The following is a 17,857-nucleotide window of genomic DNA, read 5'->3' as shown; positions in this document are numbered from 1 at the left end:
ACGGCTCAGGGCTCGTCGGAGCAGTTCACGTCGAGGTCCCAGAGGATGACGTCGAGCGCGTGCGGGCTGATGGCGTGCTCGCCGTGTGTGGCGTCCTCCAGGAGCTCCCAGTGGCCGTTGCCGATCACCTCGATGCGCTGGCGCACGACCGGTTCGTAGCTGCGGTGGCCGACGCCGTTGAAGCAGCAGGCGTCGAACCGGTTGAGGATCTGCATCTGCCGGCGGTGCCTGCCGACGGAAGCCAGCGCGTAGATGTCGGGGAAGTCGCTGATCCCGTAGAAGACCGGGTGCCGGTCGAGCCTCTGCTCCCAGTCGCCCGTCGTCGGGCTCGGCTTGGGCGGTGCGGAGCGCAGGAAGAACGGCAGCGACCCGGCCGTCGGGTAGCTGCGGGTGACGCGCGGGTCGAGTGCCGGGTAGACCGTGGTGGTCCAGCCGCCGCCGGACAGGCCGATCATCTGGAGGGAGGGGGGCCGGTAGGTCCGGGTGACGTGGTTGACGGCGACCGTGAGGGGTTCCAGGAAGAACCGGAGGGTGGAGAACTCCGCGGTCTCCCAGGTGCCGAAGTCGTTGTGGTTCTCCGGGGTCACGAAGGTGCCCGGGTCGGTGGGGCTGCGCAGTTGCCTGGGGTTCCAGTGGTAGAGCGGCATGGCGCACAGCAATACGCCGTAACCGGCGTCCACCAGGGCTTGTGCGGTGCGCTGCATGGTCTCGGGCGTCTCGCCGTGTCCGTTGTGGTAGATGGCGAAGCGCCCGTGGGCGGCGGGGCGGCGCGGCAGCAGCAGGTAGACGATGGATTTCAGGTCGTACGGCAGGGTGACGGTGAGGCGGTCGACGCGCCGGAGTCCGGTGAAGGCGGGCAGTTCGGGTACGACGACGCCCTGTTCGACCTCGGGCAGTGTGTCGGGCAGCAGGCCGTCGGCGGACTTCCAGACCTCGGCGACGAGTCGGGCGCGGAGCCGTTCCACGTCCGCCTCGGTGTGCACGGTCATCAACTGCTCGGCGTCGACCCCGACGACCTGCTGGGGCAGTGCCTTGTAGTCGATGCCGTGGGCGGCGGCCACCTCCTGGTTGACGGGCGCCACCGGGCGGGGACGTGCCGGGCGGGCCGGGGGCGTGGCGCTCTGCGCCCGGGCGGTGCCGGTCGCGAGGGCGAGGGTGGTCGCGGCGGCGCCCGCCGTTCCCAGGAGGGCTCTGCGGCTGACGTTCGACATGGTGGGCACCTCAGTTTCCCCGGCCGCGGCCGGTCGTGGCGGACGGGTCCCAGCCGTCCAGCAGGGTCGCCGGGTCGCGCCAGGTGAGCGCCTCGGCCTCGGTCAGCTGCCGTGAGCAGGACAGTCGCTGCGAGGTGTCCTTCGGAGCCCCGCGCAGGTCCGTGCTGCCGTACTCCCAGAAGCGCAGTTGCTGACCGGTCGTGCAGTCGAATCCGGTCAGGCCCCAGCCGACGGGCGCCACATGGGCGTCCATGGCGGTGTCGATGAAGACGGCCTGGCTGGCCGGGAAGCGGCTGTCGATGCGACTGAGCAGGACGCTGCCGTCGGCCACGCCCGGCGCGCGGGTGAGCCGGGTGCCGGAGAGGACCACCCCCGGCCCGTCGGGAGCGTTGCGGACCTGGCTGATGTATCCGAGGTCGAGCGCCTTGAGTTCGGAGTTGCGGACGAACACGCCGCCGGTCCCCCAGAAGAAGTCGACGTCTCCCTCGATGTACGAATCGGTCACGTACGCGCGCCCCTGGAGGCGGAGGCTGTCCTGGTGGCTCAGGACGCGCACCCGGTCCAGGACGATGCGGTCGCCGTTGCCCCGGAACGCCTCGGACTGCGAGCCGCCGTCGGGGGTGAGGTTGTGCACGGTGATGTTCCGCAGCCGGAAGTCGTCGGCGTCCACGCCGAACGCCGCACGCCAGCAGTTGAACCGGTCCGGCTCCGGCAGTACCCGTCGCGGGCAGTAGCTCTGCTCCGGGGGCACGTCTGCCATGGCGGAGTCGCCGTTGAGCACGCTGTTGTTGGGGTAGGCGACGACGGTACGGCCTGCTCCGGAGCCGTTCACCCGCAGATGCGGCCGGCTCTGGCCGATGTAGACGATCTCCCGGTAGGTGCCGGGGGCCACATCGATCGTGGTCTCCTGCCCGTTTCCCTCCGGCACGAAGTCGACAGCGCCCTGCACGGTGCAGAAGTCGCCGCCGCCGTGTGCGTCCACGCGCAGTTCCGCGGTTGTGCGGCGGGGCGCGGCGGCGGTGCGAAATCGCCAGGCACGGGGCGAGGTGATGCCCGCGTGCCCTTCGAAGAAGCCCGGGTCCACGGTGACGTAGTACTGCTTCCCCGGGTCCAGGGGGCGGTGCAGCAGGACGGTGGCGGTGCGGCCCTCGACGACGACCGGCTCGTAGGTCCAGCGATGCGGTTCGCCGTAGTCGGAGCGTGCCCCGCCGATGAGGCGCTGGTACGACGCCGGGTCGGCGAGGTCGATGGTGTCGACGGCGCTGCCGTCGGGGCGGTGCACGGTCAGGCGGCCCCCGGAACCGGCCCGGACGTCCGAGTCGAAGGTGAGGCTCAGTGGTGTGTCGGCGCAGACGGCGCGTTCGGTGCCGCTGGGGGCGACCGCGGCCGGCAGCCCGGGGGTGCCGGGCTGTACCCCGGCGGTCGCGGGCAGGGGCACGGCCGTCGGGGCGAGCAGGACGGCGAGGACAGAACCGGCGCGGAGCGCCGGTCGTACGAGGGCAACGAGCTGACGTAATTGCGTTCGCATGGGAGCGGCTCCTCATCCCGGCATACCTATGGCATGCCAGCGATGGAAGCACATGACCCGCAGGGTGAACACCCCTTGCACAGCGCCGGAACGACGGCCCGCACGACGACTTGGGATCGACGCGGACAAGGCGGACCAGCCGGACCGACCGGGTCTCTTCGCCATGGTCCGGCACCCGTCCGGACGGATGCCGGCCCTCGGAACCGCTGGTCGGGGCGGCATGGGGCCGCCCTCCGTCGTCCGTCCGATCGCATCCCGCAGAGGGGAGATCCCCCGCGCCGAGACCTGCCCCCGAGGTGCTCACGGGATCGATCTCGCCCAAGGGGCGGACAGTTGGCCTACCAGTGGCATACCATTCGTCACGGGCGTGCGGGACGAACGGTACGGTGGCCCGGACCACAGTCACGGAGTGCCAGGAGGACGGCATGACCCCACCGAAGGCGGATTCGACCCCGCGCGAACCGGCCACGTCGTCGATCGCCGTCGCGGCAGAGGAGAGCCTGGAGAACCGGGCACGCAAAGCGCTGGTGGACTGGCTGACGAAGGAGCACCCCGCTCCCGGCCAGCCGGTCCCTGTGCGGGAGTTCGCCCGGCGGCTGGGGATGAGCCGCACCCCGGTGCGCAGCGCGGTCGGCCGTCTCTACGAGCGCGGCCTGCTCGCCTACGACCCCGTCGCCGGTTTCACCGTCGCCATTCCCTCACTGTCCAGCATCTACGAACTGTTCGAGCTGCGGCTGATGCTCGAATCGCACGCCCTGCGCCTCTTCGGAGAGCGCACCGACCGGCAGCCGCCGGCCCGGCTGCGCGAACTCGTGGACGAGGCCGACGTACTGGCCCGGGAGTCGGTGGCGGACCACACGCGCTACATCGACTTCCGGGAGAACGACGGTCGGTTCCACCGCGCCATGGTGGAACTGGGTGGACTCCCCCGGCTGTTGGAGCTCCACGACGACCTGCATCTCAGCATCCATGTCACCCGCACCGGTATGGAGGCCCCCATCACCGCGTCCAGGCTGAGCACCGCCGTCTCGGAACACCGCGCCGTGGTCGACGCGCTGGAACGTGGCGACCGGTCGGCGGCCCGGGACCTGTTGGAGGCGCACATCCTGCGGGTGCGTGACCAGACGATCGCCTTTCTGGCCCGTCCCACGATCTAGGGGAGACCATGTCGGGACCTGCGGTACCCACCGGCAACGCGCGCACCGCACACCGTCCGCTCAAACTGGAGCGACCGGAGCTGAACGGCGGACCGTGGCGCCGGTGGCGCGACGTCAACCGCGCCGTCAGCCTGCCGCTCGCCCTGGAGTGGCTGGAGCGCGCCGGCAATCTGGACAATCTCCGGATCGCCACGGGGGAGGCTGCCGGTGAGCACCGCGGTCCCGTCTACATGGACTCGGACGTGTACAAGATCCTCGAAACGGCGGCCTGGGAACTCGGGTCCGCAGCCGATCCCGATCTGGCCGGGTTCCTCGCGGACACGACCCGGCTACTGGCCCGCGCCCAGCGGGACGACGGCTATCTCGACTCCGCCTACGACGTGAAGCGGCCGGATCAGCGCTACACCCGGCTGGTCGACAGCCACGAGATGTACTGCGCGGGCCATCTGATCCAGGCCGCGGTGGCCGCCCACCGCGCCACCGGCGACACCGCGCTGCTCGACGTCGCGCGCCGGTTCGCGGACCACCTGGCCGATGTGTTCCTGGAGGACGAGGGGCCCGGACTGGACGGGCATCCCGAGATCGAGACCGCCCTCGTCGAGCTGTACCGGACGACGGGTGAGGAACGCCATCTCGCGCTGGCCTCCGTCTTCGTGGAGCGGCGCGGGCGCGGGCTGGTGGGCGCGCACAAGCACGGCACGAGGCACCGTCAGGACCATCTGCCGGTGCGCGAGGCTCCGGCGGTCACCGGTCACGCGGTGCGGGGCCTCTATCTGGAGGCGGGCGTCGTGGACCTCGCCTCGGAGACGGGCGACGCCTCCCTGGTCGATGCCTCGGAGCGCCGATGGCTGGACATGGTCGCCGCCCGGACGTCCCTGACCGGCGGTCTGGGCTCGCGCCAGGTCGGCGAGGTGTTCGGCGAACGGTACGAACTCCCGCCGGACCTCTCGTACAACGAGACGTGCGCGTCGGCCGCGAGCATCCAGTGGAGCTGGCGGCTGCTGCTGGCCACCGGCCGGGCACGGTACGCCGACCTGATCGAGCGCACCCTCTACAACGCCTTCGCCGCCGCGCGCTCGGCCGACGGCCGGACCTATTACAAGGGCAACCCGCTCCAGCGCCGGGCCGACCACGCCGAGGCGGTCGGCGATCCACGCTGCCGCGACGAGTGGTTCTTCTCGGCCTGCTGTCCCCCTGCGGTCACCCGGCTGGTGGCCTCCCTGGAGCACTATGCCGCGACGCTCTCCGAGCACGCCGGTGTGCCGACCGTGCATCTGCACCAGTACGCGCCGCTCTCCCTGACCGCCCCCTTCGCCGGCGGCCGGATCGGACTGCGGGTCGAGACCGACTACCCCTGGCAGGGCCGGGTCGCGATCACCGTCGCCGAGGCGCCCGGAGGACCGTGGGCGCTGGCGCTGCGCGTCCCGCCGTGGTCCGCCCGGACCCGGCTGGACACCCCGGACCACAAGGACGTCGCGGTCACCGCCGACCGGGACGGCTACGTGGTGGTGGAGCGTGAGTGGCGGGCCGGGGACACCGTGGTGCTGAATCTGGACATGACTCCCCGGCTGACGCTCCCGCACCCGCGCGTCGACGCGGTGCGCGGATGCGTGGCCGTCGAACGCGGCCCGCTCGTCTACTGCTTCGAGCAGGTGGACCAGCCGGACGGCGTCGAGGTGGACGACCTGGCGATCTCCCCCGACACGGTCTTCGAGGAGGTCGCGCACGGCGACCTCGGCGGTCTGGGTCCCGCCGTCACCCTGCGGGCCCCCGCCGTCGCCGTGTCGGGAGCCCATGAGGCGGGACTCCCCTACCGCACGCTCGGCGGCCCCTTCGCGGTGGACACCGCACGGCCCGTCACCGCCACCGCCGTGCCCTACCACCTGTGGGACAACCGCGGTGACGGCGCGATGCGGGTCTGGATGCCGTTGTACGCCGCGGACACCGGGCCGGCCTCCGCATAACCCCTCCGTGCACGCAGGCCCCCGGGGCCGGCGGCCTGCGTGCAGGCGCCCTCGAAAGCATCTGGCGTCCCTCCCGACGGAACGCCTTCGCGCCGTTGGCCCCGACCGCCCAGCCGGCCGGGGCGCCTCCGGCATGCGGTGAAGTGACCGCGGACCACCATCCGTCCCACCGAGGGAGACATCCATGAGTGATCCCGTACGCAGACAACTCCTCCGCCTCGGAGCGCTGGCCGCCGCCGCTCTGCCGGCGGCCCGCCCGGTCGGCGCGGCGGCCGCCGGCCGCGGCGGCCCCCGTTTCCCCGACGCATGGTTCCCCGTGACCGGCCACGGTGCGGTCGGCGACGGCGTCACGGACTGCACCGCCGCCGTCCGGGCGGCAGTGAGCGCCTGCCACGCGGCCGGGGGCGGGCACGTACTGATACCCGCCGGACGCTGGGCGACGGGCCCCGTCCACCTGCTCAGCGGCGTCGACCTGCACGTGGCCGAGGGCGCGACCGTGCTGTTCAGCACCGATCCGACCGCCTATCTGCCGGTGGTGCGGACCCGCTGGCAGGGCATCGAGGTGTTCAACTACTCACCGATGATCTACGCCTACGGCCAGCACGGCATCGCCGTCACCGGGCGAGGAATCCTCGACGCCCGGAGCGACAACGCCCACTGGTGGCCGTGGAAGGGCTCCGGACAGTACGGCTGGAAGCCCGGAATGCCCAGCGAACGGGCCGACTGGGCAACGCTGGAGGAGTGGGGCGCGCAGAACGTGCCGGTCATGGAGCGTGTGCTCGGCGAGGGTCACTACCTGCGCCCCAGCTTCATCCAGCCGTACGCGTGCACGGACGTCCTGATCGAGGGCGTCACGCTCCGCAACTCCGCTTTCTGGAACATCCACCCGGTGCTGAGCCGTGACATCACCGTGCGCGACGTCCGGATCGAGTGCGAGGGCCCCAACAGCGACGGCTGCGACCCCGATTCGTGCGAGAACGTCACGATCGAACGGGTCACCTTCGCCACGCACGACGACTGCATCGCCATCAAGTCCGGCCGCGACCGGGACGGCCGCCGGGTGGGCGTGCCGTCACGGCACATCCGGATCCGGGACTGCGTGTACCTCAGCGGAGGAGCCGCCGTGGCCATCGGCAGTGAGATGAGCGGCGGCGTGTCGGACGTGCTCGCCCAGCGGCTCAGCCTGCCCTTCGACCCCGTTCCGGGCGAAGCGTCCGTCGCCTCGGTCCTGGTCGTCAAGTCCACCCCGGCACGCGGTGGTTACGTCAGGGACGTCCGTGTCGTCGACGTGGACGCGCCGGCCTGGACGTACGTTCCGTTCGAGGTGACGTTCCAGTACGCCGGCGACGCCGGCGGTACCACGCCTGCCGAGGTGACCCGGCTGTCGGCGGCGCGCTGGTCGATGCGCGGTCCCTGCGAGTACCCGGTGCGCGTACGGGCCCGGCCCGAGGCGCCGGTCAGCGACGTCACCCTGGACCGCCTGATCTTCGACGACGCCGCGCAGGACATCCTGCTCCAGTCCGTGAACGACCTGACCGTGCGACGCGTCGTGGTCAACGGCCGCCTCCAGGAAGGCGCGCCGTAGCCCCAGGAGGCCTCCCCCAGGGGCTGCCGTGCACGGTCAACAGCTCTCGCCGTACGGGGGGTTGACGCGACCGACGCGCGTTCGTACGTTGATGAGCATGTCCACTCACCCACGCATGGATATTCACCCATCGAGTCCGAGTGAGCCGGTGTACGGTGCCGGCGTCTGGCACTTCGCCACGTACGTCGACCGCTACGCCACCGACGGATACGGCGAACCGCGCACGGTCCTGGACGCCATCGAACTGGCCGGTGCCGTCGGCGATCTGTCCGTTCTGGACCTCAACTGGCCCTTCCCACCCGGGGGCATCAGCACCTCGGAGGTACGCGACGCGCTGGCCGAGCAGAAGCTGCGGGCCATCGCCGTGACTCCTGAGTTCTACACGGGCAAGTTCGCCAGGGGCGGCTTCACCAACCCCGACCCGGCCGTACGCCGCCAGGCCATCGACCTGGTCGCCGCCTCCGCCGAAGTGGGGCGCGAGCTCGGCGTCGAGTACGTGAAGATCTGGCCGGGGCAGGACGGGTACGACTACCCCTTCCAGGCCGACTACACGGATCTGTGGGCCAAGTCGGTGGGTGCGCTGCGCGAACTCGCCCGGACCTTCCCCGACGTGAACTTCGCCATCGAGTACAAGCCCCGTGAGCCACGCAACCGGATGGTCTTCTCCTCCGTCGCGCGAACCCTTCTCGCCATCGAGGACATGGGGGTGGACAACGTGGGAGTGCTGCTGGACTTCGGGCACTCGCTGTACGGGGGCGAGACCCCCGCGGAGGCCGCCCGGATGGCGATCGCCCGGTCGAAGCTCTTCGCCATCGACGTCAACGACAACTTCCGGGGCTGGGACGACGACATGGTCGTCGGTTCCGTCCACCTTCTCGAGACGTTCGAGTTCTTCTTCGCCCTCCACGACGCCGGGTGGGACGGGGTGTGGCAGCTGGACCAGTTCCCCTTCCGCGAGGACCCGGTGGAGGCCGCACGCGCCGGCATCCGCACGATGCGCGCCTTCCACCGCGCCCTGGGCTACCTCGACCGCGACGCGCTGGCCGCAGCTCAGGCCTCGCAGGACGCGCTCGGCGCCCAGCGCACAGCGAAGCGGGCGCTGTTCCGCGCCCTCGCCGAGTCGGAGAGCGAGTCCGCGTGACCGCCACCTCACAGGCCACCGCCCCGCTCGCCGTCGACGAGCCCGCGGCCCGGGCGTACCACCGGACCGGCGCGCGCCTGCGCGCCGCCTCGCCCGCCGGGGCGGCCGCCGAACTCGCCGGACTCTCCGCCGCCGTTCGACGCGATGTCCTGACCACGATCCAGGCGGCGGGGATGGGGCATGTCGGCGGCGACCTCTCCGTCACCGATCTGCTGGTCACCGCGGTCTGGGGGACCCTGCGCATGCACCCCGAGGAGCCGGACCACCCGCAGCGCGACCGCTTCGTGCTCAGCAAGGGGCACTGCGCCGCGGCTCTGTACTCGACGCTCGCCTCCTGCGGATTCTTCCCACGTGCCCGGCTGCGCGAGTTCATGGCACCCCTGTCGCCTCTGAACGGCCATCCCGCCCGGCTCAAGGTGCCCGGCGTGGAGACCAACACCGGTCCGCTCGGCCACGGATTCCCCGTCGCCACCGGAATCGCACTCGGTTCGCTCCTGCTGGGGGAGAGCTGGCGAACCGTCGTCGTCCTCGGCGACGGAGAGATGCAGGAAGGCAGCAACTGGGAGGCCGCCATGACGGCCGCCCACTACGGGTTGGCGAACCTCACCGCCGTGGTGGACCGGAACAGGCTCCAGCAGGGGGCCCGCACGGAGGACACATCGTCCCTGGAACCCCTCGGCAGGAAGTGGGAGAGCTTCGGGTGGGAGGTCCGCTCCATCGACGGGCACGACCACCGGGCGATCAAGGAGGCCTACGCGCCGTCGGCCACCGGACGCCCGGTCGCGGTCATCGCGCGGACAGTGAAGGGCAAGGGCGTCTCGTTCATGGAGGACCGGGTCGAGTGGCACCACAAAGTACCCACCGACGAGCAGGTGCGCCTCGGACTCGCGGAGCTGGGCCGGTGAACCGCCTTGCGCGGGAGACGGTGCTGTACGACTGCCGGGTCGACTTCGCCGCCGAGCTGGCCGCCCTGGCACGTGCCGACGAGCGGATCGTGGCGGTGTGCAACGACTCGGTCGGCTCCAGCAACCTCGCACGGTTCCGGGAGGAGTTCCCCACCCGGCTGATCAACGTCGGCATCGCCGAGCAGGACATGGTCGGTGTCGCCGCAGGACTCGCCAACGCCGGATTCATCCCGTTCGTGTCCGCCGCCGCGCCGTTTCTCACCGGTCGCGCCCTGGAGCAGATCAAGGCGGACATCGCCTACACCCGACGCCATGTCGTCCTGTGCGGCCAGAGCCCGGGCATGGCGTACGGGGAACTGGGCCCCACCCATCACTCGATCGAGGATCTGTCGTGGATGCGCGCGGTTCCCGGCCTGGAGCTCATCGTTCCGGCCGATCCGTCCGAGACCCGTGGGGCCGTGCGCTACGCGGCCGCCTCCGGCAGGCCCGCATACCTCCGCATCCCCCGGTTCAAGGTGCCCGCCGTCATGCCGGAGGACACGGGGTTCGAGACGGGCCGGGCCACGCGGCTCGCCGAAGGCCGCGACGTCACTCTGATCGCCGTCGGCACCATGGTCTCGCGTGCGCTGGACGCCGCCCACGTCCTCGGCGCGGAAGGCGTGTCGGCCCGCGTCCTCAACATGGCGTCCGTCGAACCGCTCGACGAGGCAGCCGTGGCCGCCGCCGCCCGGGAGACCGGGGCCATCGTCACCGCGGAGGAAGGACTGCTCTGCGGCGGGCTCGGCGCCGCGGTCACGAAGGTGACGGCCGAACACCATCCCGTACCCGTAAGGATGCTGGGCGTCCCGGGCTTCGCGCCGACGGGCAGCGCGTCCTTCCTGCTCGACCACTTCGGCCTGAACGCCGAGGGGATCGCCGAAGCCGCTCGATCGGTCCTGGGACGGGCCCGGTGAAACCGCACCTGCTCGCCGTCGACCAGGGCACCGGTTCCACCAAGGCCCTGCTCCTCGACGCGGCCGGAGACGTCGTCGCCCGGGCCGTGATCCCACTGGCCCAGTCGCACCCCGGCCCCGGTCGCGTGGAGCAGGACGCCCGGGCGCTCCTGAAGAGTGTGCGGGCTGCCGTCGCCGGCTGCCTGCGGGAGGCCGATCCGCACAGCGTGGCCGGTCTCGCACTCAGCACGCAGCGCGAGTCGGTCGTCCTGTGGGACGCGGCGACGGGAGAGCCCGTGGCCCCGCTGGTCGGCTGGCAGGACCAACGCGGTGGCGAGCTCGCGGCCCGCCTCGGCCGCGAGGGTCACGGCGACGAGATCCGGCGGCGTACCGGGCTCCCCCTCGACCCCATGTTCTCGGCCCTGAAGATGGCTGCGCTGCTCGACGTGCACGACCCGGGCCGCACCCGTGGGCTGCGCCTGGGCACGGTGGACGCGTTCCTCCTCCAGGCGCTGACGGGAGAGCCGGTCACCGAGATCGGCAACGCCTCCAGGACCCAACTGCTCGGCCTCACCACCGGCGATTGGGACGACGAACTGCTCGGACTGTTCGGCATCCCGCGCCGGGCACTGGCCCGGGTCGTGCCCTCGACCGGGCCTTTCGGAACCGTACGGCGGCTGGATCCGCTGCCGGACGGCACCCCGGTGCTCGCGGTGATGGGCGACTCGCACGCCGCGCTGTTCGCCCACGGTGGATGGCGTACCGGCATCGTGAAGGCCACCTACGGCACCGGCTCCTCCGTCATGACCGTCACGGACGAACCACGGGCGGACGAGAGCCTGTGCACCACCATCGCCTGGTCCACCGGCCGACCGGTCTACGCCCGCGAGGCCAACATCCGCTCGGCCGGGCGCACCGTCACCTGGCTGGCGGATCTCCTCGGCACCTCCCCCGACGAACTGATCCGGCTCGCGGCCGGCGCCGGCGCCGGTGACGTGACGCTGGTCCCGGCCTTCGGCGGAATCGGCGCTCCCTGGTGGGACACGCGGGCGGTGCCCGTGCTGGCCGGGTTCGATCTCGGTACCGGGCGCGCTCAACTGGCGCGCGCGGCACTGGAGTCGGTCGCCTTCCAGGTCGGGGACGTACTCGCTGCGCTTCCCGCGGCGCGGCATGTGGTGGCCGACGGCGGTCTCAGTCGCAGCGACGCCCTGGCGCAGCTCCAGGCCGATGTCTCGGGTGTGACCGTGGCCCGCACCGCGCACCATGAGATGTCCGCAGCGGGAGCGGCCCATCTCGCCGGGCTCGGCCTGGGTCTGTGGACGCTCGACGAACTGTCGGAACGGGCCGACAGCCGCCTGCGGATCAGCCGGCCCGCGTGGGACCCCGCCCGGCGTGACGCCGCCCGGGCCCGGTGGCGACGCCGGCTCGGCGCTGCCCGGGATCTCGGGTCGATGCGCCCGCCCGGTGGGTGAGGAGCCGGCCTTCCGCCGGGCACACAGAGGTCATGACCGGCATGAATGCCGCGGGCCCGATGCCGCGGGCCCGGCCCCACCGGGTGGGGAGGCGCGGGATCCGGCGGATCCCGCGGCGACCGCCTGCTCACCGGGCATTCACGCGGCGATACATTGACCGCGGCGGACACGTTCGGATCTGGGGAAGCGAGGCACGATGGCGGCAGGATCGTCGGATCCCGGATCCGACCATGTGCGGCTGCTGGTCAAGGTGGCCCGCATGTACCACGAGCGCGGTGTGCGGCAGCCCGAGATCGCGGCGCAGCTGAGCATGTCGCAGCCCCGTGTCTCCCGGCTCCTCAAGGAAGCGGTCGAGCGCGGTGTGGTGCGCACGGTGGTCGTCTCCCCCGACGGCGTCCACGCCGAGCTCGAGGAGGCCCTGGCCGAGCGCTTCGCGCTCCGGGACGCCGTCGTGGTCGAGGTGGAAGGGCCGGGCACGGACGTGATCCCGGCCCTCGCCGCCGCGACCGCCACCTACCTCGACGCCACGCTCAAGGGGGGCGACACCATCGGGGTCTCCTCCTGGAGCGCGACGCTCCTGGAGTCAGTGAAGATCATGCGCGCGAGGACGACGTCCGCCGCCCACGAGGTCGTGCAGCTCCTCGGCGGCTCCGGCAGTCCGGAGGTACAGCTGCACGCCACACGTCTGACGAGCCGCCTGGCCGAACTGACGGGCGCGCAGCCGGTGTTCGCCCCGTCCGCCGCGCTGGTCGGCAGCCCGCAACTACGTGACCTGCTCTCGAAGGAACCGGCGATGGCCGAGACCATGCGGGCGTGGTCCCGGCTCACGCTTGCCCTGCTCGGGGTCGGCAGCCTCGACCCGTCGCCTCTGCTGCGCCGCTCCGGCAACGCGATCACCCACGAGGACCAGCGGCACCTCGCGGAACTGGGTGCGGTCGGTGACGTGTGCGGCCGGTACTTCGACGCCGGCGGGCGTGCCGTCGACGCGCGCTTCAACGACCGTCTCATCGGCATCGAACCCGAACGGCTGCGGGCAGTGGAACGCCGGATCGCGGTCGCCGGCGGCATGGACAAGGCTGCCGCGATCCGGGGTGCGTTGCTCGGCGGATGGGCCAACATCCTGATCACCGATGTCGATGTGGCGAGGGAGCTGTTGCGGTGATCCGCCGGGTCGCGGCGCTCGGACGCACACGCCGCTGCCGCGTCTGAGGACCCGGGGACCCGGCCGCGGCGCGGCCCCTCGTCGCGCCGCCGCCCCGCGGGCCGCTCCCCGCGTCAGCGCCCCGTGGGCCGGGCGGTCAGCAGGTACCGTCCGCCGCGGCGGGTGTCGAAGGACACCACGCACTCCTCGGGCCGGTCGGCACCGGCGCCCTCGACGTCCACCGGGTGCGGGGTCCGGACACGCACCGGGTTGCCGAGCAGGGAGCGCACCTCGGCGTGTGTGATCCCGTCCGCCGTCCAGGCGAGGTCGACCTCGAACCCGCCCCGCGCCCGCAGTCCGCGGAAGGAGCCGGAGGGCCAGGAACCGGGAAGCGCCGGCAGAAGGGCGATCTCGTCGGCGTGGCTCTGCAGCAGCATCTCCGTCATGCCGGAGATCCCGCCGAAGTTGCCGTCGATCTGGAACGGCGGGTGCAGGTCGAAGAGGTTGGGGGCGGTGCGCGCGGGGGTGAGCAGGTCCGCCAGGTGCTTGTAGGCCTGCGCCGGGTCCAGGAGCCTGGCCCACATGTTGATCTTCCAGGCGAGGGACCATCCCTGACCGGCCGTTCCGCGCAGTTCCAGGCTCTTGGCCGCGGCAGCGGCGAGTTCGGGAGTCGTGCGCGGATTGATCTGCGCGCTCGGGAAGACGCCGTACAGGTGGGACACATGACGGCTGCGGACCAGGGCGGCCTCTTCCCAGTCCTCCAGCCACTCCTGGATCTGGCCGAGGTAACCGACCCGCGTGGGTGCGAGCCGGTCACGGATCTCACTGACCCGCTCGACGAGTCCGGCATCCCGGCCCAGTTCCCGGGCGGCCTTCCGGTAGGCGTCGAACAGGTCCCGCAGGATCTGCATGTCGATGGTGGGACCGGCGCAGATACTGACGCTCTCGCCCTCGTCCTGGTGATGGGTGACCTCGGGGGACTGCGAGGGGTTGGTGACGAGCCAGCCGCTCTTCGCATCCACGACGAGCGTGTTGACGAAGAACTCGACCGCGCCCTTCATCACCGGGTAGTTGCGGCTCAGCTCGCCCTTGTCACCCGTGAAACGGTAGTGGTCCCAGAGCATCAGGCTGAGCCATGCGCCACCGGTCGGCCACATGCCGTACTGTGCGGCGTCCACCGGCGCGGTCCCCCGCCAGCCGTCCGTGTTGTGGTGCAGCACCCAGCCGGGTGCGTCGTACATCGCCTTGGCGGTGCGGGTTCCCGACTCGGCCAGTTCGTGGACCATCTGCACGGCCGGGTCCCAGCACTCCGCCAGGTTGGCGGGTCCGGCCGGCCAGTAGTTCATCTCGAAGTTGATGTTGACGGTGTACTTGGACTCCCAGGCCGGGTTGAGGCTGTCGTTCCACAGGCCCTGCAGGTTGGCTGGCTGGCCCGGTGTCCGGGAACAGGATGCCAGCAGGTAGCGCCCGTACTGGAAGTACAGGGCGGCGAACTGCGGGTCCTTGCCGTCCGAGAAGAGCGGGATGCGCTGATCGGTGGGCAGGGCGGTCCGCTCCGAGGGGCCCAGGTCGATCGCGACCCGGGAGAACAGCCGCCGGTAGTCGGCCACGTGCCGGGTGCGCAGCTTCTGGTACGGGCGGGCGGCCGCCGGGGCAAGGTGCCTGCGGGCCCTGCCCTTGGGATCGGCTCCGGCATCCAGGTAGTTGCGGTAACTGGTCGCCATGGAGATCAGCAGGGTCACGCTGTCGGCGTCCTCGACGGTCAGCACGCCGTCGGCGCTGGACACGCGGCCGCCCTCGGCCCGCGCATGGGCGAGCGCGCGGAAGTGCACGGACCCGGGCAGGCCGTACCAGTCGCCGCTGACGCCGTCGAGCGCGACGGTGCGCGCGTCCACGGTGGAGCCGGCTGCTCGCTGCGGAGTGGTGAAGCGGGCGGTGAAGGCGATGGCGCCGGGCGTGTCGGCGGTCATCCGTACGACGACGACCTGGTCGGGGCCGCTGGCGAAGACCTCCCGCACATGACGGACCCCGTCGCGCGTGTATCCGGTGCGCGCGATCGCGGTCTCCAGGTCGAGCTCTCGTTCGTAGCCGGTCACTTCGCCCGTGCCGGCGAAGGCGAGTTCGAGGTCACCGAGCACCTGGTAGGCGACCTGCTCGGAGGGGCTGCCGATGAAGGAGGTGTCGATGAGCCGCTGTGCCTGGTTCCACTTCTCCTCCACCACCAGGCGTCGGATCTCGTCCAGGTGCGTTCCGGCGCCGGGACGGACGTAGTCGTGCGGGCCCCCGGCCCACAGGCTGTCCTCGTTGAGCTGGAGCCGCTCGGTGTCGGTGCCGCCGAACACCATGGCGCCGATCCGGCCGTTGCCGACCGGCAGTGCCTCCAGCCATTCCGCCGCCGGGGACCTGTACCACAGGCGCATGGGGTTGGGATGGGGAGCGGTGCCGCCTGCCGCCGGTGCGGCGGCACCGGCCGCCCCGGCGGCCTGTGCGTTGGTGGCGCTCAGGGCCATCGACGCCGCGGATGCTCCGGCGACGGCCAGGACGTTGCGCCGGGACAGCTCGGACATGGGGTGCCTCCAGATGTGGGGTGCGGTGCGGGCAGGTGCAGTCCGGTCGCGGGGCGGGGGCGCGGCCACGTCCCGCCCGGGTGCGGAGGTACGGGCCCGCACCGGTGGGGGCCGTCGCCGGTCCCGCGGACGGGCCCGTACCTCTCGGGGTGTCCGGTCAGCGACCGGTCACTGGGTGTCGCCCTCGGGCAGCGGGTACGGGAAGCCGGCGGAGACACCGATCTTGTCGTACTCCATCTTCGAGGCGTCGTAGCCGTCCTCCCAGTTGGCGTTCTTCACCTCGTTGCACTGGTAGCTCTGGTAGCTCTGGTCGGTGGTTTTGCCGACCTCGATGTCCTGGAAGCTGAACCCGCAGCCGCCGGCGTCCATGTGGACACCGCGGGTTCCGCTGTCCGGCATGGAACCGTCCGGAATCACATCGCCGATCACCATCTGGCGGACGTGGTTGTCGACCGTGTGCGGTTCGACGTTGCTGACTCCGTAGGTGTAGAAGGCGCCCATGTCACCGCTGTCCAGACCGGCCTGGTCGATGCGCAGGTACTCGAAGGTGTTGTCGCGTGCGTAGTTGTCCGCGGGAGCGACCTCGGGCCGCACTTCGAGGCTGATGCCGTAGCGCGCACTGTGCTTGATGTGGCTGTGGCTGATCGTGTTGTGACCGGTGTTCATGAGCTCGATGCCGGAGGCGTCGCCTGGCACGAGTTCGCCGTAGTGGGTGATGTAGTTGTTGGTCAGCAGGTGGCCGTTGGAGGTGTTGCCCTCGCCCGGGTACGGGCCCTCGACCTTGATGCCGTCGCCGCCGATGTTCTCCAGCAGGCTGTCCCTGACCGTCAGTCCGTCGTTGGCGAAGAGCGCGTACACCGCGTGGTAGCCGGTGTCGGAGATGTGCAGCCGGGACAGGGTGATGTCCTTGCTGTTGGTCACGGTGACGGCGCCGAACCGGTTGCGGGGCATCTCGATCTGCCGGTCGTATTCGGGGTACTTGTGCGGTTCACCGGAGTCGCCGTCGCTGATCCAGCCGTTGCGGTACCAGTCGACGAAGTCGGTGTACTGGAGCGAGAGACCGTCGAGGGAGAGGTTCTGCACGCGCCGGTCCGGGCTGGGGCCTGCCAGGTTGAACAGGGTCTTCACGGTGGGCCGCAGCACAGTGACATCGTTGATGTCCCCGCGCGGCTTGTAGTACACCTGGCCCTTCTTGAAGTCCATGTAGTACTCGCCCGCCTGGTCCAGGAAGTCCAGCGAATTCTGCAGGAAGTACCGTGAGCCCCCGCGGGAGTTCATCAGGGCGTAGCGGGTCCAGTACTTCAGGGTCATCTGGTTCTTCGCCGGGTTCCAGTCCCGGATCGGGACGGTGTCGGTGAACCAGCTCCAGCTGCCGCCCGACCAGACGACGGCCGAGGCCTGGTCGAGGTTCCAGCTCGCGTCCCAGTCGCCGGGGCTGGAGTACAGCCACTGGCGGACGGCCTCCTTCTCCGGCTCGGAGAGCACGGAGGTCATGTAAGGGGCCCACTCGTCATCGGACTTGCGGTTGGGGTAGCGAGCCGTGGTGGCACGCTTGCCGTCCTCGAAGAGGGTGTAGAAGGGCTTGTCCGTGCCGACGTCCGCACGGTAGATGCCGTCCTTGTACTCCTCCCAGCCGGTGACCGGGGCCGCGCCCATCACACGGGCCTTGCCCGCGCCGTCGTAGGAGCGGTAGACGACCCGGTGCCCGTCGGCTCCCGAGTCCCGGTCGTCGAAGTCGATCGTGGTGGAGAGCGGGTAGTCGCCCGCGCGCAGGTTGACGTTGATGTCGCAACGCATGCGTCCGGGGCGGTTGAGGCCCTTGTCGCGGATGTGGTCGCGGGCGCGTTCGATGGTCTTGAAGGGGCTGGCCTCGGTGCCCTTGGCCCGGTCGCTCCCATCGGGCGCGACGAAGATGTCCGTGGCCTTGCAGCCGGCCGCCTGCGCCTGCGCGTCGGGGACGTTCAGAGTCGCTCCGCTGACCAGCAGGGCGCCGGCCGCCAGCAGCAGGGGAAGTCTTGACCTGCTTCGTACGAGGGTGGTGAGGGGCATGAGGTCTCCTTGCCATGTGCGTTGTGTGGCTTTGCCGTTCGGCCGTGGACGTGCGGCCGCCGGGCGGGGCACGGGTCCGTGCCGCGCCGGGGCGTGCTCCAGCACGCGGTGACGAGGTCGGAGCACGTCATCGCGGCTTCACGTTCGGTCTGTCATCGCCCGCCGGTCACCGAGGAGCAGGAAGGCTCCGCCCGGGCCGTACGTG

12 protein-coding genes are annotated in these 17,857 nt (G+C 71.2%); 8 read left to right on the top strand and 4 right to left on the bottom strand.

Translation table 11 applies throughout. From position 1 onward, the window contains the following. Positions 1–5: 5 nt before the first annotated feature. Positions 6–1,211 carry a hypothetical protein gene (locus tag ACIQMX_RS13310; protein ID WP_402477380.1) on the bottom strand — a complete coding sequence of 402 codons (1,206 nt, stop codon included), beginning with the start codon at positions 1,209–1,211 and terminating at the stop codon, positions 6–8. Positions 1,212–1,221: 10 nt separating this feature from the next. Beyond that, positions 1,222–2,739, bottom strand: coding sequence for a pectinesterase family protein (locus tag ACIQMX_RS13305; RefSeq protein ID WP_402477377.1), 1,518 nt, complete (start codon positions 2,737–2,739; stop codon positions 1,222–1,224). A 425-nt stretch (positions 2,740–3,164) separates the two neighbouring features. Here ACIQMX_RS13305 and ACIQMX_RS13300 point away from each other — a divergent pair, with 425 nt between their 5' ends. From ACIQMX_RS13300 to ACIQMX_RS13265, 8 genes are all read left to right on the top strand, one after another. Then, positions 3,165–3,896, top strand: a complete 732-nt coding sequence (locus ACIQMX_RS13300; protein ID WP_363072487.1) for a GntR family transcriptional regulator — start codon at positions 3,165–3,167, stop codon at positions 3,894–3,896. Positions 3,897–3,904: 8 nt separating this feature from the next. Continuing rightward, the gene (locus ACIQMX_RS13295) at positions 3,905–5,860 is read left to right on the top strand and encodes a glycoside hydrolase family 127 protein (protein WP_402477374.1); all 1,956 of its coding nucleotides are present in this window, start codon (positions 3,905–3,907) and stop codon (positions 5,858–5,860) included. Positions 5,861–6,044: 184 nt separating this feature from the next. Then, complete coding sequence (locus ACIQMX_RS13290; RefSeq protein WP_402477371.1) at positions 6,045–7,445, top strand: glycoside hydrolase family 28 protein; 1,401 nt, start codon at positions 6,045–6,047, stop codon at positions 7,443–7,445. Between the two features lie 97 nt (positions 7,446–7,542). Further along, on the top strand, positions 7,543–8,586 hold the full coding sequence (locus tag ACIQMX_RS13285; protein WP_363072481.1) for a TIM barrel protein: 1,044 nt from the start codon (positions 7,543–7,545) through the stop codon (positions 8,584–8,586). After that, on the top strand, positions 8,583–9,491 hold the full coding sequence (locus tag ACIQMX_RS13280) for a transketolase (protein WP_402477369.1): 909 nt from the start codon (positions 8,583–8,585) through the stop codon (positions 9,489–9,491). The genes ACIQMX_RS13285 and ACIQMX_RS13280 overlap by 4 nt, the downstream gene beginning before the upstream one ends. Further along, complete coding sequence (locus ACIQMX_RS13275) at positions 9,488–10,444, top strand: transketolase C-terminal domain-containing protein (RefSeq protein ID WP_363072477.1); 957 nt, start codon at positions 9,488–9,490, stop codon at positions 10,442–10,444. The genes ACIQMX_RS13280 and ACIQMX_RS13275 overlap by 4 nt, the downstream gene beginning before the upstream one ends. Next, a complete protein-coding gene (locus tag ACIQMX_RS13270; protein ID WP_363072475.1) occupies positions 10,441–11,895 on the top strand; it encodes an FGGY family carbohydrate kinase in 1,455 nt (484 codons plus the stop codon). Before ACIQMX_RS13275 ends, ACIQMX_RS13270 begins: the two co-directional genes overlap by 4 nt. A gap of 196 nt (positions 11,896–12,091) precedes the next feature. Next, a complete protein-coding gene (locus ACIQMX_RS13265) occupies positions 12,092–13,057 on the top strand; it encodes a sugar-binding domain-containing protein (protein ID WP_363072473.1) in 966 nt (321 codons plus the stop codon). A 113-nt stretch (positions 13,058–13,170) separates the two neighbouring features. Here the strand turns inward: ACIQMX_RS13265 and ACIQMX_RS13260 are convergent, their stop codons facing one another. Further along, complete coding sequence (locus tag ACIQMX_RS13260; protein WP_402477365.1) at positions 13,171–15,603, bottom strand: glycosyl hydrolase family 95 catalytic domain-containing protein; 2,433 nt, start codon at positions 15,601–15,603, stop codon at positions 13,171–13,173. A 168-nt stretch (positions 15,604–15,771) separates the two neighbouring features. After that, complete coding sequence (locus ACIQMX_RS13255; protein WP_402477363.1) at positions 15,772–17,652, bottom strand: right-handed parallel beta-helix repeat-containing protein; 1,881 nt, start codon at positions 17,650–17,652, stop codon at positions 15,772–15,774. Positions 17,653–17,857: the final 205 nt, after the last annotated feature.

Source organism: Streptomyces sp. NPDC091416, from assembly GCF_044756845.1.
In the GTDB taxonomy this organism is placed as follows: domain Bacteria; phylum Actinomycetota; class Actinomycetes; order Streptomycetales; family Streptomycetaceae; genus Streptomyces.
This window is presented reverse-complemented; position numbering and strand designations above follow the sequence as displayed.

Coding starts and splice junctions, on each gene's coding strand:
- ACIQMX_RS13255 (WP_402477363.1), bottom strand. CDS start 17,652: ATGCCCCTCACCACCCTCGTACGAAGCAGGTCAAGACTTCCCCTGCTG.
- ACIQMX_RS13285 (WP_363072481.1), top strand. CDS start 7,543: ATGTCCACTCACCCACGCATGGATATTCACCCATCGAGTCCGAGTGAG.
- ACIQMX_RS13265 (WP_363072473.1), top strand. CDS start 12,092: ATGGCGGCAGGATCGTCGGATCCCGGATCCGACCATGTGCGGCTGCTG.
- ACIQMX_RS13300 (WP_363072487.1), top strand. CDS start 3,165: ATGACCCCACCGAAGGCGGATTCGACCCCGCGCGAACCGGCCACGTCG.
- ACIQMX_RS13305 (WP_402477377.1), bottom strand. CDS start 2,739: ATGCGAACGCAATTACGTCAGCTCGTTGCCCTCGTACGACCGGCGCTC.
- ACIQMX_RS13260 (WP_402477365.1), bottom strand. CDS start 15,603: ATGTCCGAGCTGTCCCGGCGCAACGTCCTGGCCGTCGCCGGAGCATCC.
- ACIQMX_RS13290 (WP_402477371.1), top strand. CDS start 6,045: ATGAGTGATCCCGTACGCAGACAACTCCTCCGCCTCGGAGCGCTGGCC.
- ACIQMX_RS13295 (WP_402477374.1), top strand. CDS start 3,905: ATGTCGGGACCTGCGGTACCCACCGGCAACGCGCGCACCGCACACCGT.
- ACIQMX_RS13310 (WP_402477380.1), bottom strand. CDS start 1,211: ATGTCGAACGTCAGCCGCAGAGCCCTCCTGGGAACGGCGGGCGCCGCC.